Annotated in this window: 24 protein-coding genes and 2 other annotated features; all 24 genes read left to right on the top strand. The window is 45.8% G+C overall.

Annotation, left to right across the window (positions count from 1 at the left end; translation table 11 throughout):
- Positions 1-26: 26 nt before the first annotated feature.
- The 24 genes from radA (at position 27) to rpsG (ending at position 23,558) form a co-directional block, all read left to right on the top strand.
- Complete coding sequence (radA, locus tag QM454_RS04755; protein ID WP_432362236.1) at positions 27-1,397, top strand: DNA repair protein RadA; 1,371 nt, start codon at positions 27-29, stop codon at positions 1,395-1,397.
- Positions 1,398-1,579: 182 nt separating this feature from the next.
- Positions 1,580-2,683, top strand: a complete 1,104-nt coding sequence (locus tag QM454_RS04750) for a PIN/TRAM domain-containing protein (RefSeq protein WP_432362233.1) — start codon at positions 1,580-1,582, stop codon at positions 2,681-2,683.
- Between the two features lie 24 nt (positions 2,684-2,707).
- Positions 2,708-3,406, top strand: coding sequence for a 2-C-methyl-D-erythritol 4-phosphate cytidylyltransferase (gene ispD, locus QM454_RS04745; RefSeq protein ID WP_432362230.1), 699 nt, complete (start codon positions 2,708-2,710; stop codon positions 3,404-3,406).
- Positions 3,403-3,876 carry a 2-C-methyl-D-erythritol 2,4-cyclodiphosphate synthase gene (gene ispF / locus QM454_RS04740; RefSeq protein ID WP_432362228.1) on the top strand — a complete coding sequence of 158 codons (474 nt, stop codon included), beginning with the start codon at positions 3,403-3,405 and terminating at the stop codon, positions 3,874-3,876. Before ispD ends, ispF begins: the two co-directional genes overlap by 4 nt.
- A gap of 52 nt (positions 3,877-3,928) precedes the next feature.
- Positions 3,929-5,392, top strand: coding sequence for a glutamate--tRNA ligase (gltX, locus tag QM454_RS04735; protein ID WP_432362225.1), 1,464 nt, complete (start codon positions 3,929-3,931; stop codon positions 5,390-5,392).
- Positions 5,393-5,452: 60 nt separating this feature from the next.
- Positions 5,453-5,673, top strand: a binding site (T-box leader).
- Between the two features lie 62 nt (positions 5,674-5,735).
- Positions 5,736-6,386: a serine O-acetyltransferase gene (cysE, locus tag QM454_RS04730; protein WP_432362222.1), complete on the top strand. Its 651-nt coding sequence runs from the start codon at positions 5,736-5,738 to the stop codon at positions 6,384-6,386.
- Positions 6,386-7,783, top strand: a complete 1,398-nt coding sequence (gene cysS / locus QM454_RS04725) for a cysteine--tRNA ligase (RefSeq protein WP_432362219.1) — start codon at positions 6,386-6,388, stop codon at positions 7,781-7,783. Before cysE ends, cysS begins: the two co-directional genes overlap by 1 nt.
- The gene (locus QM454_RS04720) at positions 7,780-8,211 is read left to right on the top strand and encodes a Mini-ribonuclease 3 (RefSeq protein WP_432362217.1); all 432 of its coding nucleotides are present in this window, start codon (positions 7,780-7,782) and stop codon (positions 8,209-8,211) included. The genes cysS and QM454_RS04720 overlap by 4 nt, the downstream gene beginning before the upstream one ends.
- Positions 8,208-8,966, top strand: coding sequence for a 23S rRNA (guanosine(2251)-2'-O)-methyltransferase RlmB (rlmB, locus tag QM454_RS04715; protein ID WP_432362214.1), 759 nt, complete (start codon positions 8,208-8,210; stop codon positions 8,964-8,966). The genes QM454_RS04720 and rlmB overlap by 4 nt, the downstream gene beginning before the upstream one ends.
- The gene (locus QM454_RS04710; RefSeq protein WP_432362212.1) at positions 8,963-9,478 is read left to right on the top strand and encodes an NYN domain-containing protein; all 516 of its coding nucleotides are present in this window, start codon (positions 8,963-8,965) and stop codon (positions 9,476-9,478) included. The genes rlmB and QM454_RS04710 overlap by 4 nt, the downstream gene beginning before the upstream one ends.
- 68 nt (positions 9,479-9,546) lie before the next feature.
- Positions 9,547-10,197 (top strand): RNA polymerase sporulation sigma factor SigH, encoded by a 651-nt coding sequence (sigH, locus tag QM454_RS04705; RefSeq protein WP_432362209.1) that lies wholly within the window; start codon positions 9,547-9,549, stop codon positions 10,195-10,197.
- Between the two features lie 58 nt (positions 10,198-10,255).
- Positions 10,256-10,483, top strand: a complete 228-nt coding sequence (rpmG, locus tag QM454_RS04700) for a 50S ribosomal protein L33 (protein WP_432362206.1) — start codon at positions 10,256-10,258, stop codon at positions 10,481-10,483.
- A 39-nt stretch (positions 10,484-10,522) separates the two neighbouring features.
- Positions 10,523-10,708: a preprotein translocase subunit SecE gene (gene secE, locus QM454_RS04695; protein ID WP_432362203.1), complete on the top strand. Its 186-nt coding sequence runs from the start codon at positions 10,523-10,525 to the stop codon at positions 10,706-10,708.
- 154 nt (positions 10,709-10,862) lie between these two features.
- Entirely contained in the window at positions 10,863-11,396 is a 534-nt protein-coding gene (nusG, locus tag QM454_RS04690) for a transcription termination/antitermination protein NusG (protein WP_432363857.1), read from the top strand.
- Between the two features lie 169 nt (positions 11,397-11,565).
- On the top strand, positions 11,566-11,991 hold the full coding sequence (rplK, locus tag QM454_RS04685; protein ID WP_060203386.1) for a 50S ribosomal protein L11: 426 nt from the start codon (positions 11,566-11,568) through the stop codon (positions 11,989-11,991).
- A gap of 119 nt (positions 11,992-12,110) precedes the next feature.
- Positions 12,111-12,809, top strand: a complete 699-nt coding sequence (gene rplA, locus QM454_RS04680; protein WP_432362200.1) for a 50S ribosomal protein L1 — start codon at positions 12,111-12,113, stop codon at positions 12,807-12,809.
- Between the two features lie 45 nt (positions 12,810-12,854).
- Positions 12,855-13,002 (top strand) — a sequence feature (ribosomal protein L10 leader region).
- A gap of 31 nt (positions 13,003-13,033) precedes the next feature.
- Positions 13,034-13,534 carry a 50S ribosomal protein L10 gene (gene rplJ / locus QM454_RS04675; protein WP_252504722.1) on the top strand — a complete coding sequence of 167 codons (501 nt, stop codon included), beginning with the start codon at positions 13,034-13,036 and terminating at the stop codon, positions 13,532-13,534.
- A gap of 79 nt (positions 13,535-13,613) precedes the next feature.
- Positions 13,614-13,979, top strand: coding sequence for a 50S ribosomal protein L7/L12 (gene rplL / locus QM454_RS04670; protein WP_432362195.1), 366 nt, complete (start codon positions 13,614-13,616; stop codon positions 13,977-13,979).
- A 101-nt stretch (positions 13,980-14,080) separates the two neighbouring features.
- Positions 14,081-14,689 (top strand): class I SAM-dependent methyltransferase, encoded by a 609-nt coding sequence (locus tag QM454_RS04665; RefSeq protein WP_432362193.1) that lies wholly within the window; start codon positions 14,081-14,083, stop codon positions 14,687-14,689.
- A gap of 213 nt (positions 14,690-14,902) precedes the next feature.
- Positions 14,903-18,445, top strand: a complete 3,543-nt coding sequence (gene rpoB / locus QM454_RS04660) for a DNA-directed RNA polymerase subunit beta (protein ID WP_432362191.1) — start codon at positions 14,903-14,905, stop codon at positions 18,443-18,445.
- Positions 18,446-18,555: 110 nt separating this feature from the next.
- On the top strand, positions 18,556-22,149 hold the full coding sequence (gene rpoC, locus QM454_RS04655; protein WP_432362188.1) for a DNA-directed RNA polymerase subunit beta': 3,594 nt from the start codon (positions 18,556-18,558) through the stop codon (positions 22,147-22,149).
- Between the two features lie 129 nt (positions 22,150-22,278).
- Complete coding sequence (locus QM454_RS04650; protein ID WP_432362185.1) at positions 22,279-22,527, top strand: 50S ribosomal protein L7ae-like protein; 249 nt, start codon at positions 22,279-22,281, stop codon at positions 22,525-22,527.
- A 102-nt stretch (positions 22,528-22,629) separates the two neighbouring features.
- Complete coding sequence (gene rpsL, locus QM454_RS04645) at positions 22,630-23,052, top strand: 30S ribosomal protein S12 (RefSeq protein WP_432362182.1); 423 nt, start codon at positions 22,630-22,632, stop codon at positions 23,050-23,052.
- A 35-nt stretch (positions 23,053-23,087) separates the two neighbouring features.
- Positions 23,088-23,558, top strand: coding sequence for a 30S ribosomal protein S7 (gene rpsG / locus QM454_RS04640; RefSeq protein ID WP_124068539.1), 471 nt, complete (start codon positions 23,088-23,090; stop codon positions 23,556-23,558).
- Positions 23,559-23,604 lie beyond the last annotated feature (46 nt).

The raw sequence follows: 23,604 nt of genomic DNA, 5'->3' as shown, positions 1-23,604 counted from the left end.
TGTCCTTTTCGTATATGGAGGTACATATGGCAAAGCGGAAAACGAAATTCATGTGCAGGGATTGTGGCTATGAATCGCCGAAGTGGATGGGAAGATGCCCTGGTTGTGGCGAATGGAATACGATGGACGAGGAAGTCGAAATCATAAGTAAAGGTCCGCGTGGTGCCTTTAAGCATACGGAAACTGTTCAACAAAAAGCGATGCCGATTAGCTCAATCGAAACCGCAGAAGAACCGAGAGTGAAAACGGAACTCGGGGAATTGAACCGAGTGCTCGGTGGCGGGATTGTTCCTGGCTCGCTTGTTTTAATTGGCGGTGATCCGGGAATCGGGAAATCGACGTTACTGCTACAAGTTTCTTCACTTCTTGCGAATCAAAAGCAACGTGTCCTTTACATATCAGGTGAGGAATCGATTAGACAGACGAAGTTGCGCGCTGAACGTCTCGGCGTTGCGTCAGATGAATTGTACATCTACGCAGAGACTGACTTGGCGAAAATACATGAGACGATTAATGACGTGCAACCGAAATTTGTTATTGCCGACTCAATCCAGACAATTCATCATCCTGAAGTGACATCAGCACCGGGCAGTGTTTCCCAAGTTCGGGAATGTACAGCTGAACTGATGCGCATTGCGAAGACGCAAAGTATCGCCATTTTCATCGTTGGGCATGTGACAAAAGACGGACAAATTGCAGGTCCGCGCCTTCTTGAGCATATGGTAGATACTGTCCTTTATTTTGAAGGGGAGCGCCATCATACGTACCGAATTTTGCGAAGTGTAAAAAACCGCTTCGGCTCGACGAATGAGATTGCAATCTTTGAAATGCTGCAATCGGGATTAAAAGAAGTTTTGAATCCGTCAGAGTTGTTCCTCCGGGAAAGGTCGCAAGGTGGAGCAGGTTCAACTGTTGTCGCCTCGATGGAAGGGACGCGTCCGATCCTCGTCGAAATCCAAGCGCTCGTGACACCGTCGAGCTTCAATTATCCGAAGCGGATGGCGACTGGGATTGATCAGAACCGTGTCCAGCTCTTGATGGCCGTTCTTGAAAAGCGGATGGGGATGTTGTTGCAAGCACAAGACGCCTACATTAAGGTCGCGGGCGGTGTCAAACTTGACGAGCCAGCTATCGATTTGGCGGTTCTCGTCAGCATTGTTTCAAGTTACCGGGATACGGCGGCTGGCGCGACGGACTGCTTCATTGGTGAAGTTGGATTGACAGGCGAAGTGCGCCGTGTTTCCCGCATTGAACAGCGTGTGACGGAGGCGGCGAAGCTTGGGTTTGAAAAAGTTGTTATTCCGTCCTCGAATATTGGCGGCTGGGATTTCCCTCAAGGAGTTCAAGTCGTCGGTGTCGAAACGATAAGTGAAGCATTGAACATCGCGTTTTCGTGAAATGAGTATGGATATGGGGCTTTAATCGGAAGTCCCATATTCCTGATTTCGTAATGAAAGGAACTTTAGCAGTTGCTCCTATGTCCTATTTTTGTCGGAAAAACATCAGATTTGATTGTTAATAACGGCGAAGGGTATGAAAAGCGTGTATAGTTATGAGTAATGGAATGGAGGTGTTTAACATGTTGAAAAGAGTAGTTCAAATAGGTCTGCTGCTAATCGGAGGAACGCTCGGCGTATTATTCTTACCGTATTTATTCGCATTATCTTCTTTTACTTCCAAGCCGATGGTTGATAATCCTTACATAGCTGCCGTCCTAGGGGCGATCGTGTTGTATTTGCTAAGTCTCTTTATAGCAGATCCGATCGTGAATTTTATTAAATGGATGGAAGACCGTCTGTTAAAGGCTCCGATTTTCGATTTGCTATTTGGAACAATCGGTCTGATGGTCGGGTTGAGTGTTGCTTTTCTCGTCAGTTTCGGGCTAAGCAGCGTGGAAATTCCGATTATCACGTCCATTCTGCCTGTGTTACTTTCTATCCTTCTCGGTTATCTCGGTTTCCAAGTCGGTTTTAAGAAGCGAGAGGAGTTTTCGCATGCTGTCTTTGTTGCGAGACATAGCAATCCGAAAAAGAAGGATGGCGCAGAAGTTGTAAGCCGACAGGATGCGAAAGTCCATAAGATTCTAGATACGAGCGTCATTATCGATGGAAGGATTGCGGATATCGCATCGACGGGATTTTTGGAAGGGCTTTTCGTCGTCCCGCAATTCGTTTTGACGGAACTACAGCATATTGCGGATTCGTCTGATTCGTTGAAGCGGACGAAAGGGCGCCGCGGTCTCGATGTCTTGAAGCGTTTGCAGACGGATGACGGGCCGAGTATTTTGATTACCGATGAAGATTTCGCTGACGTAGCGGAAGTGGATTTGAAGCTCGTTCGTCTAGCGAAAAGCATGAACGGCCACGTCGTTACAAATGATTTTAATTTGAATAAAGTGGCGGATTTGCACGGTGTTGCAGTATTGAATATTAATGATCTTGCAAACGCGGTAAAGCCGGTCGTCATCCCTGGTGAAGAAATGCATGTCGTCGTCATCAAGGATGGGAAGGAATACAACCAAGGTGTCGCCTATTTGGATGACGGTACGATGATCGTCATTGAAGATGGTAGAACGCATATTGGAAATGCAATCGATGTCGTCGTCACAAGTGTGTTGCAAACTTCTGCGGGTCGGATGATTTTTGCGAAGCCGAAAAACGGTAAAACAGCAAAGGCGTATTGAAGAAGAAAGAGTTGAGGGACGGTAATGAAGACATATACAGTAATGCTCCCTGCAGCGGGGAGTGGGCGGCGAATGGGTGCCGGGTTCAACAAGTTGTTTTTGGAAATGGCGGGCAAGCCAATCCTCATACACACGTTGGATGTATTCGAACAAGACCCTTGTTGCACGGGGATGATTCTTTCCGTTAAAGAAGAAGAGAAGCGACAAATTGAAGAAATGCTTGACCGTTTCGGTATTACGAAAGTAGTTGCGCTCGTTGAAGGTGGAGCGGAGCGTCAGCAAAGCGTGGCAGCGTGTATTCATGCTCATCGGTCTGGAGAGATTGTCCTTGTGCACGATGCGGCGAGGCCTTTCATCAAGCGAGAAGTCATCCATGAGCTCGTCGACGTTGCGCATGTACACGGTGCTGCAATTGCGGGCGTCCAAGTGAAGGATACGATGAAGTATGCATCGGTCGGAATCGTCGAGTCGACAGCGGATCGTTCGAAGTTGTGGGCAATTCAGACGCCGCAAGCATTCCGCTATGATCTTCTGAAGGAAGCGTCCGAGAAAGCTGAAGCCGAGGGATTCCTCGGGACGGATGAATCGATGATCGTCGAACGGTTAGGACATCCGGTAAGAGTTGTGGAAAGTACGTATGACAATGTTAAAATGACGACAAAGGAGGACCTCCTATTTGGCGAGGTCCTCTTGAAACAGAGACGGCAGGAGGATTTCTCATGATTCGTATTGGACAAGGGTTTGATGTACATGAGTTTGCAGAAGGGCGGCCACTGATCATCGGTGGCATTACGATTCCTTATGAAAGAGGATTGACGGGGCATTCCGATGCAGATGTCCTTTTACATACGGTAACTGACGCTGCGCTCGGCGCAATCGGGGAAGGGGATATCGGCAGGCATTTCCCCGACACAGATGAAGCATTCAAGGATGCGGACTCAGCGGTCCTCCTTCAAAAAGTGTGGGAAATCGTCGAGTCGAAAGGCTACCGGTTAGGTAATATCGATTGCACAGTTATGGCGCAAAAACCTAAAATGGCGCCACATATTGAATCGATCCGCGCCCGTATCGCGGAATTGTTGAAGGCAGATGTGTCCCAAGTGAACGTGAAAGCGACAACGACTGAAAAACTTGGTTTCGTCGGCAGGGAAGAAGGCATCGCCTCAATGGCGACAATTCTCCTTTTAAAATAAACATGGCAATGTTAAAATAGCACAGAAAAACAACGAACGGAGATGCACTCAAATGACAACAGAAGTACGTGTACGTTATGCGCCGAGTCCGACTGGCCATTTACATATCGGCGGAGCTCGAACAGCATTATTTAATTACTTATTCGCACGGCATCATGGCGGTAAATTCATTATCCGCATTGAAGATACTGATACAGAGCGTAATATCGAGGCGGGCGAATTGTCCCAACTTGATAATTTGAAATGGCTTGGAATTCACCATGATGAATCTGTCGATATCGGTGGAGAGTACGGCCCTTATCGCCAGATGGAACGCCTTGACTTGTATACGAAATATGCACAGGATATGCTCGACGGAGGACATGCCTACAAATGTTTCTGTACGACAGAGGAGTTAGAGGCAGAGCGTGAAAGGCAGAAAGCTTCAGGAGTTGCGGCGCCGATGTACGCAGGTACATGTCGCCACCTAACTGCTGAAGAAGTTGCCGAAAAGGAAGCAGCTGGATTGGCTTACACGATCCGTATGCGGGTTCCTGAACAAGTTACGTATAAAGTAGATGACCTTGTCCGTGGAGAAGTGGCGTTTGAATCGAAAGACGTTGGCGACTGGGTGCTCGTAAAAGCGAATGGCATCCCGACATACAACTTTGCGGTTGTTATCGATGACCATTTAATGAAAATTTCCCACGTCTTCCGAGGCGAGGAGCATCTAACAAATACACCAAAACAATTAATGGTATATGACGTATTTGGTTGGGAGTACCCACGTTTCGGACATATGACGTTAATCGTCAATGAAGAGCGTAAAAAACTTTCAAAGCGGGATGAATCGATTATACAATTCATTTCCCAATACAAGGATCTTGGCTATTTGCCGGAAGCGATGTTCAACTTCTTTGCGTTGCTTGGCTGGTCGCCGGGCGGGGAAGAAGAAATCTTTACGCATGATGAATTGATTAAACTTTTTGATGAGAGTCGTCTATCGAAGTCAGCTTCCATGTTCGACAAGCAGAAGCTAACGTGGATGAACAACCAATACGTTAAGAAGCTTAGTCTGGAAGAAGTGATTGAATTGACGTTGCCACATCTTCAGGCTGCTGGACGTGTGAGCGAAGAGATGACGGAAGAGGAACGTAACTGGGTACATGACTTAATCGCCCTTTATCAGGCACAATTGAGCTATGGTGCCGAGATCGTTGAATTGACCGCCCAATTCTTCAATGACGATATTGAATATGATGAACAATCTAAGGAAATCCTTTCCGGTGAACAAGTTCCGGAAGTGATGGCAGCTTTCCAACGCCGACTGACTGACCTTGAATCGTTCGATCCTGCTTCAATAAAAGCGGCGATTAGAGAAGTGCAAAAGGAAACGGGCCATAAAGGGAAAAACCTATTCATGCCAATTCGCGTTGTTACAACCGGACAGACATCTGGACCTGAGTTGCCGGACTCCATTGCATTAATCGGCAAGGAAAAGGCGATTGAGCGTGTTTCGAAATACGCAGAAGCGTAATTGAATTTAGTTGACTTTAAGTATTTTCTATGTACAATTGACGTACATTCAATAAAAAGAACGAAAGCTTTGATAAGGAGAAGTACACATCGCACGCTCTCCAGAGAGGGTCATCACCGGCTGAAAGTGATCCGTGCCTCTGCGATGTGGAAATGCCCCTTTGAGCGCCGTGCCGAACGAAGTAGTAGGCCGGACGCATCGCCGGCGTTATAGGCGTCAAGCGGGAAGGGAGTAAACCCCTTCCAAGCGGAGTGGAACCGCGCATCCAATGCGTCTCTGTCTAGTTACGGACAGGGGCGCTTTTTGTATTGGTGAAAATAGAAGGAATAGGGGGGCGAACATTATGTTTCGTAGGATGAAGGAAGATATTCAATGCATTTTTGAACAAGATCCTGCAGCACGCAGCGTGTTCGAGGTGGTGCTTACGTATTCCGGCCTCCATGCAGTATGGGCGCACCGAATCGCACATGCACTGTATAAAAAGAATTTGCTGTTTCTAGCAAGGTTTGTTTCACAAGTGAGTCGCTTTTTTACAGGAATCGAAATCCATCCTGGAGCGACGATCGGCAGACGGTTATTCATTGACCATGGCATGGGGATTGTCATTGGGGAAACTTGTGAAATTGGTGATGATGTGACGCTATACCAAGGTGTGACACTAGGAGGTACGGGCAAGGAAAAAGGTAAGCGGCATCCCACCCTTGGTAATAATGTGCTTGTCGCCTCGGGTGCGAAAGTGCTCGGTTCAATTACAATCGGTGAAAATAGCAAAATTGGAGCAGGGTCGGTCGTCCTGATTGACGTACCGGCGGATTCAACAGTCGTTGGCATTCCGGGCAAGGTCGTCGTGACGAATGGCATACGTGTGAAGGATAAACACGACCATCACAACTTACCGGATCCTGTTGAAGAAACTTGCAACCGTTTGGAAGAGGAAATTGCAACGCTGAAAAGACGACTTGAAGAACTTGAGAAGAAAGAGGGAGGATACTAATGAGTATTCAAATTTACAATACATTGACGCGAAAGAAGGAACCTTTCGTCCCGCTCGAGGAAGGGAAAGTGAAAATGTATGTGTGCGGACCGACTGTCTACAACTATATTCATATCGGAAATGCGAGACCGGTTATTGTATTTGACACAGTCCGTAGGTATTTGCAGTATCGCGGCTATGATGTCAATTTTGTATCCAACTTCACGGATGTCGATGACAAAATTATAAATACAGCGAATGAGCTTGGTGAAGAAGTTAGAGAAGTGACCGATCGTTTCATCAATGCCTATTTCGAAGACATCGGGGCGCTCGGCTGCAACAAGGCGGACGCGCATCCGCGTGTGACAGAGCATATCGATGACATTATCGCTTTCGTCGAAGTGTTAATCGAGAAAGGATTCGCTTACGAAGCGCAAGGGGATGTATATTACCGGACGCGTAAGTTTGACGGCTACGGCAAGTTGTCCCATCAATCGGTCGATGAGCTGAAAGTTGGCGCGCGCATCGAGGAAAGTGGCATTAAAGAAAACTCTCTTGACTTTGCGTTATGGAAATCAGCGAAGGACGGAGAAGTTGCTTGGGAAAGTCCGTGGGGTAAAGGACGACCTGGTTGGCATATTGAGTGCTCTGTCATGGCGAGAGAGCATTTGGGCGATACGATTGATATTCATGCAGGCGGGCAGGATCTGACATTCCCGCATCATGAAAATGAAATTGCACAGTCTGAGGCGATGACTGGGAAGCAGTTTGCGCGATACTGGATGCATAATGGCTATATTAATATTGATAATGAAAAGATGTCGAAATCGCTCGGGAATTTCATTCTCGTCCACGATATTCGCAAGCAAGTCGATCCGAAAGTGCTTCGTTTCTTTATGCTATCCGTGCATTACCGTCATCCAGTGAATTTCTCGCAAGATCTTGTCGAAAGTGCTGCGAATGGTTTGGATCGCATCCAAACGGCGTATAACAACTTGAAACACCGTTTAAGCACGTCCGCCGATTTAGGCGATCAACAAGATATATGGACGAATAAAGTGGATGAGGCAGTCCGTCAATTTGAAAGTGCGATGGATGATGATTTTAATACTGCGAATGCCATTGCTGCCGTTTTTGAACTTGTGAAAACTGCTAACGTTTACTTGTTGGAAAAGAATACGCAAACGGCCGTACTCGACTATTTCATTACCGCATTTGATCGACTAATGGAAGTGCTCGGCTTACCATTCAGTGGAGAAGAGCTATTGGATGATGAAATTGAAGGACTTATTGAGGAACGCTTAACAGCCCGACGTGAACGGAACTTTAGCCGTGCGGATGAAATAAGAGATCTCTTGAAGGAAAAGGGGATTATTCTGGAAGATACCGCACAAGGTACACGATGGAAAAGGGGATGAGCGAAGTGTATACATTACGTGATATGGACGTAAAGCAACTGAATGCACTTGCGCTCGCCTATATGGGGGACGCGGTTTACGAGCAGGCGGTCCGTGAACACTTGCTTCGCTCAGGTCGCGTAAAGCCAAATGTACTCCATAAAGAAGCAACCCGGTTTGTATCTGCCAAAGCTCAGGCATCAGCCGTCAAGATGATGCAGGATACTGGCTTCCTGACTGAAGAGGAGGAGGCCGTCCTGCGCCGTGGGCGGAATGCGAAGTCCGGGTCGATTCCGAAGAACACTGATGTCGTAACGTATAATCATAGTTCGGGATTCGAGGCAGTTCTTGGGTATTTATATTTGCTCGGTAGAAATGAACGAGTAGGGGAAATTATAGACAAGACAATGCGGTTTATCGAAAATCCGAAGGAGGAAGGCGCATCATGACAAATCAGGAATCGGAATTGATCGGTGGTAAAAATCCGGTCGTGGAAGCACTTCGTTCTGGCAGGGAACTGAATAAGATCTGGATTGCTGAAGGACTAAATAAAAAAAGTATCGGGGAAATTTTGTCGCTGGCAAAACAAGCGGGCATCATCGTCCAGGCAGTGCCGAAGCAGAAGTTGGATGGGATGCTAGACGTAAATCACCAAGGTATTATAGCCTCGGTTGCTGCCTATTCCTACGCAGAACTGGATGATTTATTCGCAATCGCGAAAAATCGCGGCGAAGATCCTTTCTTCCTCGTTCTTGACGAATTGGAAGATCCGCATAACCTTGGCTCGATTTTACGAACGGCGGATGCTACAGGCGTGCATGGCATTATCATTCCGAAACGACGTTCGGTCGGTTTGACGGGTGTAGTTGCAAAAGCATCGACAGGAGCAATTGAGCATATTCCTGTCGTCCGCGTGAACAATCTCTCGCAAACGGTGGAGGAATTGAAGAAGGCGGGCGTATGGATTGCGGGGACAGACGCGCAAGGCTCGCAAGATTATCGTTCGATGGACGCAACATTGCCGCTTGCTATTATCATCGGCAGCGAAGGGAAAGGGATGTCTCGCATTTTAAAAGAGAAATGTGACTTCCTTTATCATTTACCGATGATTGGACATGTAACGTCATTAAATGCCTCCGTCGCGGCGTCCTTACTCATGTATGAAGTGTTACGCAAACGCAAGCCCGAAACACCTAGGTCATGAAAAAGGATATATTGCTCGTCGATGGATACAACATCATCGGAGCATGGCCGGAATTGAGAAATTTGAAACTTACTAACCTCGCCGAAGCCCGTGACCGCCTTATTGAACAGATGGCTGAATACAAGGCGCATACGGGCTGGCGCGTCATCGTAATATTCGACGCACACTTGATGCGGGGAATTGAAAAGAAAGATTCGAAGCATAACGTTGAAGTCGTTTTTACTCGTGAAAACGAAACTGCTGATGAACGAATTGAAAAGATGGTTTCCGAACTAAGTGGGCGCCGCGTACAAATTCATGTGGCCACATCTGACCTTACAGAACAGTGGATCATTTTTGCACAAGGCGCCCTCCGGAAATCGGCTCGTGAACTAGAAATTGAAATGAAGGAAATTGATAAATTAATTTCAAAAAAAGTAAAGGAAATCCAAGAAGATCGACCGTTTTCCAAGATCCAGTTAACCGACGAAGTGGCCGAAATATTTGAAAAATGGCGTCGCGGAATGAAATGAATGGTTGACGCAAAAATTTTCCATACGGTATACTGATTGAAATGCATTAACGAATCGGGGTGTGGTGATTGGCGGGAAATGTATACGTTCAAGGAAGTATATCTGATTTCACCGGACTATCTGATGAAGAACTTTTAGTTCGTATTCATGAAGGTAGTACGGATGCGCTTGATTTCCTCATTACCAAATATCAATCTTTCGTAAGAATGAAAGCGCGCTCATATTTTATGATGGGCGGCGATCGGGAAGATATTATTCAGGAAGGGATGATCGGTCTTTACAAAGCGATCCGAGATTTTAGGGCGGATCGGCTTGCTTCGTTCCGAGCATTTGCAGAACTATGCATCACAAGGCAAATTATAACAGCCATTAAGACGGCGACAAGGCAAAAACATATTCCATTGAATACGTCGGTATCGTTGGACAAGCCAGTATACGACGAGGAATCCGACCGCACCTTACTGGATGTCCTTTCAGGGTCTGTACTTGATGATCCGGAAGATTTGATTATTCATAAGGAAGATTTCATTCATATGGAAGAGGAAATTAACAAAGTGTTGAGTGGGCTTGAAAAGCAAGTGCTAGCACTCTATTTAGAAGGGCAATCCTATCAGGAGATTTCGGATGAATTGAACCGACAAGTGAAATCCGTAGATAATGCGCTGCAACGTATTAAGCGCAAACTAGAACGGCATATGCAAGTCGATATCGTGCAGTGAAACGTGTCTAGAAAGGGTTGCCAACCAATTTCCATCGTGTTGACATCGCGAATATTAGATGGTACTCTTTAGCAAGGCAATGACAATGTACTTAAACTGTCAACGAAGTTGCACGACGGAAGTTCAAGGTGAAGAAATGTCTAGTAAGCTAATTTTAAGCTGTGATCATTGCGGGTCAAGGAACTATGTCATCCCTGCGGGGAATAAAAAGACGACGGCTCGGTTCGCGGTAAAAAAGTTTTGCAAACAATGCAATACACATACAGAACATAAACAAACAATCTAGTTTCAGCAATATACTTAGTATTCGGAGGTCTACGATCGAATGGGTAAGTTAACCGGCTTTTTAAAAGATGTAGTCTCTGAAATGCGGAAGGTCAGCTGGCCGAAGCGGAAAGAATTGACGCGTTATACGATTGTTGTTATCTTTACAGTCGTATTTATGGCGGTTTATTTCGGTCTAGTCGATTTAGGCATTTCGGAAGTAATGGAATGGTATCTTGCGTTATAATAAGACAGCATGAATATCCTTGTTGAAAAATATCCCGTCTTGTCACATGAACGGGTTTTTTCATTTCTCGGAAATATAGAGAGTCATCGGTTAGTAATCGGGTATGATATTTCGAAAAGGAGGGACGGACACACAGTCCTACGTCATTATGGAAATGGAGAAAAATTGGTACGTCGTCCACACGTATTCAGGCTATGAAAACAAAGTAAAAGCCAACCTAGAAAAACGTGTCGAGACGATGGGGATGCAAGACAAAATATTCCGCGTTGTCATTCCTGAAGAACAGGAAACAGACTTTAAAGACGGCAAGAAACGGACAGTTATGAAAAAGACGTTCCCTGGATACGTTCTCGTGGAACTAATTATGACAGACGATTCTTGGTATGTCGTCCGCAACACGCCAGGTGTAACAGGTTTCATCGGGTCTTCAGGTGGAGGCGCGAAGCCGACGCCGTTATTGCCGGAAGAAGTCGATTTCATCCTTAAACAGATGGGCATGAAAGAACGGAAAGCTGAAGCGGACTTCGAAGTAGGAGAAGTAATCGAAGTGCTTGAAGGACCTTTCGCGCACTTCCAAGGAAAAGTGGAAGAAATCGATCAAGACAAAGGGAAAGTTCGCGTTTCCGTCGACATGTTCGGTAGGGAGACGATTATGGAACTTGACTTTGGACAAGTTGAAAAAATATAAGATATTACCACTTGCAAGACAGGCATAATAGTGATATCATTTCAAAGGTCAGACTGTAAATAGAACAGACTGGACGGATTAACCAAATTCTACCGGGTAACCGGCAGGCACATATTGAGTGGGAGGGGCAACCCAATTACCACATCACGGACTTAAGGAGGTGTGTCTCGTGGCTAAAAAAGTAACCAAAATCGTTAAATTGCAAATCCCTGCAGGTAAAGCTAACCCAGCTCCACCGGTTGGACCGGCGCTAGGTCAAGCAGGTGTTAACATCATGGGATTCTGTAAAGATTTCAACGCACGTACAGCGGATCAAGCAGGCTTAATCATTCCTGTTGAAATAACTGTATTTGAGGACCGTTCATTCACTTTTATTACAAAAACTCCACCAGCGGCAGTATTGCTGAAAGTTGCAGCTAATCTTCAAAAAGGTTCAGGCGAACCAAACAAAAAGAAGGTAGCTACTGTAAAACGTGATAAAGTTCGCGAAATTGCAGAACAAAAGATGCAGGATCTAAACGCAGCATCGGTTGAAGCAGCGATGGCAATGGTTGAAGGTACTGCGCGCAGTATGGGAATCACGATCGAAGACTGATTGCGATAAAACCGTAGCGTGTTTCTTTGTAGTGGGGGTTGCGCTTGTTCCTTGGAACACGCAACCCTTATTCGTGGGAGGTATAATCCGTTAAAACCACAATCGAGGAGGAAATTATAATGGTAAAAAGAGGTAAAAAATTCACTGAGGCGGCAAAACTTGTCGATCGCACACAAGCGTATGACGTAAAAGAAGCGATTGAGCTTGCAAAGAAAACAAGCACAGTTAACTTTGACGCAACTGTTGAAGTCGCATTCCGTCTAGGAATCGACACTCGTAAAAACGACCAGCAAATCCGTGGAGCAGTTGTGCTTCCAAACGGAACTGGTAAAACTCAACGCGTTCTCGTTTTCGCAAAAGGCGAAAAGTTGAAAGAAGCGGAAGCTGCTGGCGCAGACTATGCAGGCGATGCAGAGTACATCACTAAAATCCAACAAGGCTGGTTCGATTTCGACGTTATCGTTGCAACTCCGGACATGATGGGCGAAGTTGGTAAAATTGGTCGCGTATTAGGACCAAAAGGCTTAATGCCGAACCCGAAAACAGGCACAGTAACATTTGATGTTGCGAAAGCTGTTGCGGAAATCAAAGCAGGTAAAGTTGAATACCGTGCGGACAAAGCGGGTATTATCCACGCTCCAATCGGAAAAGTTTCTTTCGACAACGAGAAGCTTGAAGAAAACTTCACAACTGTTTTTGAAACAATTCAAAAAGCTAAACCAGCTGCAGCTAAAGGAACTTACATGAAGTCAGTGAACATCACGACGACAATGGGTCCTGCGGTCAAAGTTGATCCGTCAACTGTAGTTGTAAAATAAAAGTATTGACAAGCTTGAAATCTTATAGTAAGATTTCGTTTGTTGCAAACTAAATCATTTGTACCGTAGACAGCAGGTGCGCAATGCGCTTAATCATCCTGCCGAGGACAAGACGCTCATTAATGTAATGATGACGACTTTTTCTGCCCTCGTGGTCTACTTTGTGGATCCCGAGGGCTTTTCATATGGTATAAGTGACCCCAATTTTCATAGGAGGTGTCAAGATGAGCAAAGTATTAGAAGCTAAACAAGCGGTAGTTGAAGAGATCTCAAGCAAATTGAAATCATCGGTTTCCGTTGTTGTGGTTGACTATCGTGGTCTTAACGTGAGCCAAGTTACGGAACTTCGTAAACAGCTTCGTGAAGCAGGCATCGACTTCAAAGTTTACAAAAACTCTATGTCACGCCGTGCTGCTGAAGCGGCTGGACTTGAAGGGTTGAATGAGCATTTGGTAGGTCCAAACGCAATCGCATTCTCGACTGAAGATGTTGTTGCACCTGCTAAAATCCTTAACGACTTCGCTAAGAAGAACGACAAGCTTGAAATCAAAGCGGGCGTTATCGAAGGTAACGTTGCTTCTGTAGAAGATGTCAAAGCATTGGCGGAACTTCCATCACGCGAAGGACTTCTTTCCATGCTACTCAGCGTTCTACAAGCTCCAATGCGCAACTTCGCGCTTGCAACAAAAGCTGTTGCAGAGCAAAAAGAGGAACAAGGCGCTTAAGTTTACTCAAGTGGCCTGAACGACAAAAATATGCGGGGTAATTCCCGACAAAACAAAACCTATTTAGGAGGAAAATATAATGACTAAAGAACAAATCCTTGACGCGATTAAAGAAATGACAGTTCTTGAATTGAACGACCTTGTAAAAGCAATCGAAGAAGAATTCGGCGTAACTGCTGCAGCTCCAGTTGCAATGGTTGGCGGAGCAGGTGCTGGTGAAGCTGCTGCTGAGCAAACTGAATTCGACGTAGTTCTTGCATCTGCAGGAGACCAAAAAATCAAAGTTATCAAAGTTGTTCGCGAAATCACAGGCCTAGGCTTGAAAGAAGCGAAAGAGCTAGTTGATAACGCTCCAAAAGCAATCAAAGAAGGCGTATCTAAAGAAGAAGCTGAAGAAATGAAAGCGAAACTTGAAGAAGTTGGCGCTGGAATCGAAGTTAAGTAATTTTTGAATAATGAAGGAAGGCTCGTCGTTTTGGACGGGCTTTTCTTCGTTTTTATCTTCAAGGAAAAATGGGCAACCTTTCGGAAGGAAGGAGGATCAGTATGGCTGAACATTACTACTCTAAAAATCCAACAGTGAAAAGTGATCCGAAGGAATGGCAAGCGACATTGCGCAACAAACGATTGCGTTTCAAGACGGACGCAGGTGTTTTTAGTAAAGGGGAAGTGGACTTTGGTTCACGCCTTCTAGCGGAGTCATTCACGATGTCGAGTGTGGAAGGTGACGTGTTGGACGTCGGCTGTGGATACGGGCCTATCGGATTATCGATCGCCGCATCTTTTCCGGATCGGAACATCCATATGGTCGATGTCAACGAAAGGGCGATGGCGCTCGCGAATGAAAATGCCGAACTAAATGGCATACGGAATGTAGTCATATATCCAAGCGACGCATTATCGGCAGTGGAGGCGGAAGGTTTCGCTGCGGTATTAACGAACCCGCCTATCCGGGCAGGAAAAGAGACGGTATTCAAAATCTATGACGGTGCTTTTTCGAAATTAGCTGTAGGTGGAGAATTGTGGATCGTCATTCAGAAGAAGCAAGGCGCGCCTTCGACGATTACGCATTTAATAGAGAAGTTCGGAAATGCGGAAACAGTGGGGAAGAAAAAAGGATATTTCATTATTAGAGCACGAAAAAACTTGACGTGAGGGTTACCTTGTGCTAGTATTGTAAAATGCATAAATAATATAATGCGTTCGTGTGCCCTTTTGCATAAGTTTTGGAAAACTAAGGCATACTGGCAATGGATAAAAGATTGTTAAACCGAAAATGAGCTCTTGCCAGAACTCGTTTTCTTTTTGTTTTTTCGATATCATACACTATTTTTATGATTTCGCAAAGGACTAATATTGTTTTGAGGGGTGAAAGAGTTGACAGGTCATTTAGTTCAGTATGGTCAACACCGTCAGCGCAGAAGTTTCGCGCGGATCAATGAAGTTCTCGAGCTGCCGAATTTGATTGAAATCCAGACGGCATCTTATGAGTGGTTCTTGGAAGAAGGATTGCGGGAGATGTTCCGCGATATTTCTCCAATCCAGGATTTCACAGGTAATCTTTCGTTGGAATTTATTGATTATCAACTTGGTGAACCGAAATACCCTGTTGATGAATCGAAAGAGCGAGATGTTACGTATGCGGCACCACTCCGCGTAAAAGTGCGCTTGCATAACAAAGAGACGGAAGAAGTGAAGGAACAGGACGTTTTCATGGGCGATTTCCCGCTAATGACCGAAAACGGAACGTTCATTATCAACGGAGCGGAAAGGGTTATCGTTTCCCAGCTCGTACGATCTCCGAGCGTCTACTTCAATGATAAAACGGACAAGAACGGTAAGCGTGGATTTGCGGCAACCGTAATTCCGAACCGCGGCGCATGGCTCGAGTATGAAACTGACGCGAAAGATGTTGTCCATGTCCGTATCGACCGTACCCGTAAATTGCCGATTACAGTCCTTTTACGCGCACTTGGGTTTTCGACTGATCAGGAGATCATCGATTTAATCGGGGACAACGAGTATTTGAGAAACACACTTGAAAAGGATAACACAGAAACTTCGGAAAAGGCCTTGCTTGAAATTTATGAGCGCCTCCGTCCTGGCGAACCGCCGACATTGGATAGCGCGAAAAGCCTGCTGTACTCTCGCTTCTTCGACCCAAAAAGGTACGACTTGGCGAATGTCGGCCGTTACAAAATGAACAAGAAGCTTCATTTGCAAAACCGTCTGTTCAATCAAGTCGTTGCAGAAACACTTGTAGACCCTGAAACGGGTGAGATTCTAGTTGAGAAGGATCAATTGCTTGACCGTAGGACGTTGGATCGTCTATTGCCACATCTTGAAAAAGGTGTCGGTATCCAGGAAGTATCGCACATCGGTGGCGTTTTAGAAGACGATATTACTATCCAAACGATCAAGATCTACGCTCCAAAGAGTGAAGAGAAGCAAGTGATCAATGTTATTTCGAATGGAAGCATCGACGAAACGGTGAAGAATGTGACACCTGCAGATATCGTCGCATCGATTAGCTACTTCTTCAACTTGTTGCATGGCGTCGGAAATACGGATGATATTGACCATCTCGGAAACCGTCGTTTGCGTTCGGTTGGCGAATTGTTGCAAAACCAATTCCGTATCGGATTATCTCGTATGGAGCGTGTCGTTAAAGAGCGGATGTCTATTAATGACACTCAATCGATCGTGCCTCAGCAATTGATCAACATTAGACCGGTCATCGCTTCCATCAAGGAATTCTTCGGTAGCTCGCAGCTATCCCAATTCATGGACCAAACGAACCCGCTTGCTGAATTGACGCATAAGAGACGTCTCTCAGCACTCGGACCTGGTGGATTGACAAGAGAACGTGCGGGTATGGAAGTTCGAGACGTTCACTATTCCCACTATGGACGTATGTGTCCGATTGAAACGCCGGAGGGTCCGAACATTGGATTGATTAACTCCCTTTCGACGTTTGCAAGAGTGAATAAGTTCGGTTTCATTGAAACTCCTTATCGGAAGGTTGACCCTGAAACGGGTCGCGTCACTGAACAAATCGACTACTTGACTGCAGATATTGAAGACAACTATGTCGTTGCACAGGCGAATGCGGAGCTTAATGAAGACGGTACGTACGTTAATGAAGAAGTCGTTGGACGTTTCCAAGGGGACAATACGGTCTTCAAACGCGAACAAATCGACTACATGGATGTATCTCCAAAACAAGTCGTTTCAGCTGCGACTGCATGTATCCCGTTCCTTGAAAACGATGACTCGAACCGTGCACTCATGGGCGCGAACATGCAACGTCAAGCAGTGCCTTTGTTGAATCCAGAAGCACCGTTTGTCGGAACTGGAATGGAACACGTATCAGCGCGTGACTCTGGAGCTGCCGTGCTTGCGAAATTCCACGGAATTGTCGAGCATGTTGAAGCTAAAGAAATCCGTATCCGCCGTATTGAAACGGTAGATGGCAAAGAAGTGAAGGGCGACTTGACGGTTTATCGACTTGATAACTTCATTCGTTCCAACCAAGGGACGTGTTATAACCAACGTCCGATTGTAAGTGTCGGAGATCGTGTAAAACCACGTGATATCCTTGCAGACGGACCGTCGATGGATAAAGGTGAGCTTGCTTTAGGTCGAAACGTCCTTACAGCCTTCATGACGTGGGACGGGTATAACTATGAAGATGCCATTATCATGAGCGAACGTCTTGTAAAAGATGACGTATTCACTTCAATTCATATTGAAGAATACGAATCGGAAGCGCGAGACACGAAACTCGGACCTGAAGAGATTACGAGGGATATCCCGAACGTCGGTGAAGAGGCTCTTCGCAACCTTGATGACCGCGGAATTATCCGTATCGGTGCAGAAGTTCGCGATGGTGACATCCTTGTCGGAAAAGTGACACCTAAAGGGGTTACTGAATTGACAGCGGAAGAAAGGCTCCTTCACGCAATCTTCGGTGAAAAGGCTCGTGAAGTCCGCGATACATCTCTACGTGTTCCTCACGGAGCAGGCGGAATCGTCCTTGACGTCAAAGTGTTCAATCGTGAAGACGGAGATGAATTACCACCGGGCGTCAACCAGCTCGTGCGTGCGTACATCGTACAGAAACGTAAAATCTCCGTTGGGGATAAGATGGCTGGACGTCACGGGAACAAAGGGGTAATTTCACGTATCTTGCCTGAATCGGATATGCCGTATCTTCCAGATGGCACACCGATCGACGTCATGTTGAACCCACTTGGGGTACCATCTCGTATGAACATCGGACAGGTATTAGAAATGCACCTAGGAATGGCTGCTCGGAATCTAGGCATTCATACAGCTTCTCCGGTATTTGACGGAGCGAATGAAGAGGATGTCTGGACGACGATGGAAGAAGCGGGCATGAACCGTGACGGAAAGACGATCCTTTACGATGGCCGTTCAGGAGAACCATTTGATAGCCGTGTATCGGTCGGTGTCATGTACTTAATCAAGCTTGCGCATATGGTTGACGATAAGTTGCATGCTCGTTCGACTGGACCGTACTCGCTCGTTACGCAACAGCCGCTTGGAGGAAAAGCCCAATTCGGTGGACAGCGTTTCGGGGAGATGGAAGTATGGGCGCTCGAAGCTTACGGTGCCGCTTATACATTGCAAGAGATTCTTACTGTTAAATCAGATGATGTTGTCGGCCGTGTGAAGACGTACGAAGCGATCGTCAAAGGTCAAAGCGTTCCTCAACCGGGCGTACCTGAATCGTTCAAAGTATTGATTAAAGAACTTCAGAGCCTTGGATTAGACGTGAAGATGCTAACGGAAGAATTTGAAGAGATCGAAATGCGAGATCTCGATGATGACGATGATATGCAACCGACAGACGCATTGAATCTTATGACTGAAGATCAAACAGTCTGATTGAAATCTAATTTGTACAATTGGATAGGGGAGCTTTAACATGCTCCTCTATTTTTAACGATACTGATGAGAGTCCATCGCGGAGATAAGATAAGAGGGAGGTAGGCTCCTTGATAGATGTAAACAATTTTGAGTATATGAAAATCGGCCTCGCTTCACCGGATAAAATTCGTTCATGGTCTTACGGTGAAGTGAAAAAACCTGAAACGATCAACTATCGTACATTAAAGCCTGAGAAGGACGGTCTGTTCTGTGAACGAATTTTCGGACCTACAAAAGACTGGGAATGTCACTGCGGAAAGTATAAGCGCGTCCGTTACAAAGGTGTCGTCTGTGATCGATGCGGCGTCGAAGTGACACGTCAAAAAGTACGCCGTGAACGTATGGGACATATTGAGCTTGCGGCACCTGTTACGCATATTTGGTATTTCAAAGGCATCCCGAGTAGAATGGGCCTTATTCTCGATATGACGCCACGTGCGTTAGAAGAAATCATTTATTTTGCATCTTACGTAGTCATTGACCCTGCGGACACACCGCTTGAGCGAAAGCAATTGCTTTCTGAGAAGGAATTCAGACTTTACCGTGAAAAGTACGGCTCTAAATTCCAAGCGCTTATGGGTGCGGAAGCGATTGAACAGCTTCTAATGGCAATCGACTTAGATAAAGAAACGGAAATGTTGAAGGAAGAGTTGAAAACTGTACAAGGTCAACGTCGTACTCGTGCGATCAGACGCTTGGAAGTTGTCGAGTCTTTCCGTAACTCCGGAAACCGTCCAGAATGGATGGTTCTTGAAGTGTTACCGGTCATCCCTCCAGAGTTGCGCCCAATGGTACAGCTCGACGGCGGCCGTTTCGCAACATCTGATTTGAACGACCTTTATCGTAGGGTCATTAACCGTAACAACCGATTGAAACGTCTTCTTGACCTCGGCGCACCAGGAATCATCGTGCAAAATGAAAAGCGTATGTTGCAGGAAGCTGTCGATGCTCTCGTTGATAATGGACGACGTGGACGTCCGGTTACAGGACCAGGAAATCGTCCGTTGAAATCCCTCTCCCATATGTTGAAAGGGAAGCAAGGGCGCTTCCGTCAAAACTTGTTAGGTAAACGGGTCGATTATTCAGGCCGTTCGGTAATCGTTGTTGGACCTAACTTGAAAATGTATCAATGTGGTCTTCCGAAAGAGATGGCCATTGAATTGTTCAAGCCGTTCGTCATGAAGGAATTAGTCGAACGTGGACTTGCTCATAACATTAAGAGTGCGAAACGTAAAATCGAACGTTTGCATTCAGAAGTATGGGATGTCCTTGAAGATGTCATTAGAGAGCACCCGGTCTTACTGAACCGTGCTCCTACTCTTCACAGACTTGGAATCCAGGCATTCGAGCCAATGTTGGTGGAAGGCCGTGCAATCCAGCTTCACCCACTCGTATGTACGGCGTATAATGCCGACTTCGACGGTGACCAAATGGCTGTTCACGTCCCGCTTTCGGCTGAAGCTCAAGCCGAGGCACGCTTGCTCATGCTCGCAGCGCAAAACATTTTGAACCCGAAAGACGGAAAGCCAGTCGTTACTCCATCTCAGGATATGGTATTGGGTAACTACTACCTTACGTTGGAAAGGGAAGGTTCCATCGGTGAAGGATCGATCTTCAGTGATACGAACGAGGCGTTGATCGCTTATCAAACAGGGCATGTTCATTTGCATACAAGGATCGCTGTCCAAGCAGGATCGTTGAACAACCCGACGTTTACAGAAGAACAAAACCGCAAGCTTTTATTGACGACGGTTGGGAAGCTCATTTTCAATGAAATTCTTCCTGAAACGTTCCCATACATCAATGAGCCGACGAATCACAACTTACAAGTTGAAACGCCGGATAAATACTTCATTGACGGAACGGTTAATGTTAAGGAGCACCTGCAAAACGCAGAAGTTGTCCTTCCGTTCCGTAAAAAGATTCTCGGAAATATCATTGCGGAGATATTCAAGAAGTTCCATATAACGGAAACTTCAAGAATGTTAGACCGAATGAAAAATCTAGGTTTCAAATATTCAACTCGTGCAGGAATCACGGTCGGTATTTCAGACATCGTCGTATTGCCGAACAAAGATGAAATCTTGCTAGAAGCTCAAAATAAAGTGGATAAAGTGACGCAACAATTCCGCCGTGGTCTTATTACGGAGGAAGAGCGTTATGACCGTGTAATCTCCTACTGGAGTAATGCGAAGGATATTATCCAAGATAAACTGATGGACTCTCTTGAAAATACAAACCCTATTTACATGATGAGTGACTCAGGTGCCCGTGGTAACGCGTCCAACTTTACACAGCTCGCAGGAATGCGGGGACTGATGGCTAACCCGGCAGGACGGATTATCGAATTGCCGATCAAGTCTTCATTCCGTGAAGGATTGACAGTACTCGAGTACTTCATTTCCACGCATGGTGCTCGTAAAGGTCTCGCGGATACGGCGCTAAAAACTGCCGACTCAGGTTACTTAACACGCCGTCTCGTAGACGTTGCGCAAGACGTCATCGTACGTGAAGATGATTGTGGAACAGATAGAGGCTTACGTATTAGTGCGCTGACGGAAGGTACAGAAATTATCGAAACGTTGGAAGAGCGTATTGAAGGTCGCCATGTGAAGAAGACAGTCCGTCATCCGGAAACGGGAGAAGTGATTGTTCCGAAAGATGGCCTCGTCACTGCCGATCTTGCGACTGCAATTATTAGCGCTGGTATCGAAGCAGTTACAATTCGTTCTGCGTTTACGTGTAATACAAAACATGGTATTTGTAAGAAATGTTACGGCATCAACCTTGCGACAGGTGAAGCAGTCGAAGTTGGTGAAGCGGTCGGTATCATCGCAGCACAATCGATTGGTGAGCCAGGTACACAGCTTACAATGCGTACATTCCATACAGGTGGGGTTGCCGGGGACGATATTACGTCCGGTCTTCCTCGTATCCAAGAAATTTTCGAAGCGCGGAATCCGAAAGGGCAGGCTGTCATCTCTGAGATTAAAGGTAATATCACTGAGATTGACGAAATTCGAGAAGGTCAGAAGGAAATTACGATTCAAGGGGAAGTCGAGACGCGTAAATATCTCGCGCCGTACAATGCCCGCTTGAAAGTACAAGTTGGCGATTCAATCGATCGTGGGGACATTATTACAGAAGGTTCCATTGATCCGAAAGAATTAATTGTCGTTAAAGACGTTGCTACTGTACAAGAATACCTTCTTAAAGAAGTTCAAAAAGTATACCGTATGCAAGGTGTTGAAATTGGGGATAAACACGTTGAAGTAATGGTTCGCCAAATGCTTCGTAAAGTACGTGTTATTGAAGCGGGCGACACGGATCTACTTCCGGGCTCGTTGCTCGATATCCACCAATTTGCTGAAGCGAACGCAGTCGTATTGAAGAGTGGAAAAGTGCCAGCTACATCACGTCCAGTTATTCTCGGAATTACAAAAGCTTCGCTTGAGACGGAATCCTTCCTATCAGCAGCATCCTTCCAAGAAACGACTCGCGTCTTAACAGATGCAGCGATTAAAGGAAAAACGGATGAATTGCTAGGTCTAAAAGAGAACGTCATCATCGGTAAGCTAGTTCCAGCTGGAACGGGCATGCAACGCTATCGTCAAATTCAAATGGAGCAAGATGAAGAGGCGACTGCAGCGGTTGTTGAATAAACAATGATCGGAAACGGGGAGAGTGAAAAATCCTCTCCCTGTTTTTCTTTTATTGTTGACATGCTTCTTTGCAAATGATAATATACAAAAGGTTGATAGTTGAATGTCTGTACTTTGGAGGATGTACGAATGTCTTATGAAAAAGTCGAGCAGGCAAAGAAGACAATCATCGGTACAAAGCAAACAGTGAAAGCGATAAAGTCTGGCGTAGTGAAGGAAGTCGTTATTGCGAAAGATGCTGAACGAAAGCTGATTGACCCAGTTATTGGGGAAGCAGAACAGGAAGGCATCCAAGTAAGTTATGTCGATTCGAGAGAAAAGCTCGGTCAGGCATGCGGCATTCAAGTCGGTGCGTCCGTCGTCGCCATTACTGTATGATGGTTTTTGTGTTATAAAAGCACAAAGACTTTGTTTTTACCCCAAAAATGAACCACCTGGATGTGTGGTCTTACAAAAAGCACAGTGAAAGGAGGAAATCCGATGCCTACAATTAACCAATTGGTCCGTAAACCACGTAAATCGAAATCGGACAGTTCCAAGGCACCAGCACTCGGAAAAAGCTATAACAGCTTCAAAAAGTCGATGACAAATGTCAACTCGCCACAAAAAAGAGGTGTTTGTACTCGTGTGGGTACAATGACTCCGAAGAAACCGAACTCGGCTCTTCGTAAATATGCGCGTGTTCGTTTGACAAATACTTTGGAAGTAAACGCATATATCCCTGGTGAAGGTCACAACCTTCAAGAGCACAGCGTTGTTCTTATCCGCGGAGGACGTGTAAAAGACTTACCTGGTGTTCGTTACCACATCGTACGTGGTGCGCTTGATACTGCTGGAGTTACTGGTCGTATGCAAAGCCGTTCACAATACGGTGCGAAAAAACCTAAAGAAAAGAAAAACTAATAACGAAATGATTATTTCGAAAGGAGGAAAACAATATGCCTCGTAAAGGTCCTGTTGCAAAACGCGACGTATTACCGGATCCAATTTACAATTCGAAGCTTGTCTCTCGTCTTATCAACAAAATGATGGTAGACGGTAAAAAAGGTACATCACAAAAAATCCTCTATGGTGCGTTTGAACTTGTGAAAGAACGCTCAGGTAAAGACCCTATAGAAGTATTTGAAGCGGCATTGAACAATGTTATGCCAGTTCTTGAAGTACGTGCTCGCCGTGTCGGTGGTGCAAACTACCAAGTTCCGGTTGAAGTTCGCCCTGAACGTCGTACAACTCTCGGATTGCGTTACCTTGTGAACTACTCTCGCACACGTGGTGAGAAAACAATGGAAGAGCGTCTTGCGAACGAAATCCTTGATGCTTCTAACAACACAGGTGCATCCGTTAAACGCCGTGAAGAAATGCACAAAATGGCAGAAGCGAACAAAGCATTCGCTCACTATCGCTGGTAAGATCGGACGGTTTATCTATATTCACGCCTCGGCGTGATTGATTGAC

This window comes from Sporosarcina sp. UB5, assembly GCF_050859005.1.
Classification (GTDB): Bacteria; Bacillota; Bacilli; order Bacillales_A; family Planococcaceae; genus Sporosarcina.
The sequence above is the reverse complement of the archived record's forward strand: the minus strand, read 5'-3'. Positions and strand labels throughout refer to the sequence as shown.

Bases quoted from the DNA above. Each gene is read 5' to 3' on its own strand.
- secE (WP_432362203.1), top strand. From the start codon at position 10,523: ATGGGTAAGTTAACCGGCTTTTTAAAAGATGTAGTCTCTGAAATGCGG.
- QM454_RS04720 (WP_432362217.1), top strand. From the start codon at position 7,780: ATGAGCGAAGTGTATACATTACGTGATATGGACGTAAAGCAACTGAAT.
- ispF (WP_432362228.1), top strand. From the start codon at position 3,403: ATGATTCGTATTGGACAAGGGTTTGATGTACATGAGTTTGCAGAAGGG.
- rpsG (WP_124068539.1), top strand. From the start codon at position 23,088: ATGCCTCGTAAAGGTCCTGTTGCAAAACGCGACGTATTACCGGATCCA.
- rpsL (WP_432362182.1), top strand. From the start codon at position 22,630: ATGCCTACAATTAACCAATTGGTCCGTAAACCACGTAAATCGAAATCG.
- gltX (WP_432362225.1), top strand. From the start codon at position 3,929: ATGACAACAGAAGTACGTGTACGTTATGCGCCGAGTCCGACTGGCCAT.
- QM454_RS04750 (WP_432362233.1), top strand. From the start codon at position 1,580: ATGTTGAAAAGAGTAGTTCAAATAGGTCTGCTGCTAATCGGAGGAACG.
- rplJ (WP_252504722.1), top strand. From the start codon at position 13,034: ATGAGCAAAGTATTAGAAGCTAAACAAGCGGTAGTTGAAGAGATCTCA.
- rpmG (WP_432362206.1), top strand. From the start codon at position 10,256: ATGGTACTCTTTAGCAAGGCAATGACAATGTACTTAAACTGTCAACGA.
- QM454_RS04710 (WP_432362212.1), top strand. From the start codon at position 8,963: ATGAAAAAGGATATATTGCTCGTCGATGGATACAACATCATCGGAGCA.
- QM454_RS04650 (WP_432362185.1), top strand. From the start codon at position 22,279: ATGTCTTATGAAAAAGTCGAGCAGGCAAAGAAGACAATCATCGGTACA.
- radA (WP_432362236.1), top strand. From the start codon at position 27: ATGGCAAAGCGGAAAACGAAATTCATGTGCAGGGATTGTGGCTATGAA.
- ispD (WP_432362230.1), top strand. From the start codon at position 2,708: ATGAAGACATATACAGTAATGCTCCCTGCAGCGGGGAGTGGGCGGCGA.
- cysS (WP_432362219.1), top strand. From the start codon at position 6,386: ATGAGTATTCAAATTTACAATACATTGACGCGAAAGAAGGAACCTTTC.
- nusG (WP_432363857.1), top strand. From the start codon at position 10,863: ATGGAGAAAAATTGGTACGTCGTCCACACGTATTCAGGCTATGAAAAC.
- rplL (WP_432362195.1), top strand. From the start codon at position 13,614: ATGACTAAAGAACAAATCCTTGACGCGATTAAAGAAATGACAGTTCTT.
- rlmB (WP_432362214.1), top strand. From the start codon at position 8,208: ATGACAAATCAGGAATCGGAATTGATCGGTGGTAAAAATCCGGTCGTG.
- rplA (WP_432362200.1), top strand. From the start codon at position 12,111: ATGGTAAAAAGAGGTAAAAAATTCACTGAGGCGGCAAAACTTGTCGAT.
- QM454_RS04665 (WP_432362193.1), top strand. From the start codon at position 14,081: ATGGCTGAACATTACTACTCTAAAAATCCAACAGTGAAAAGTGATCCG.
- cysE (WP_432362222.1), top strand. From the start codon at position 5,736: ATGTTTCGTAGGATGAAGGAAGATATTCAATGCATTTTTGAACAAGAT.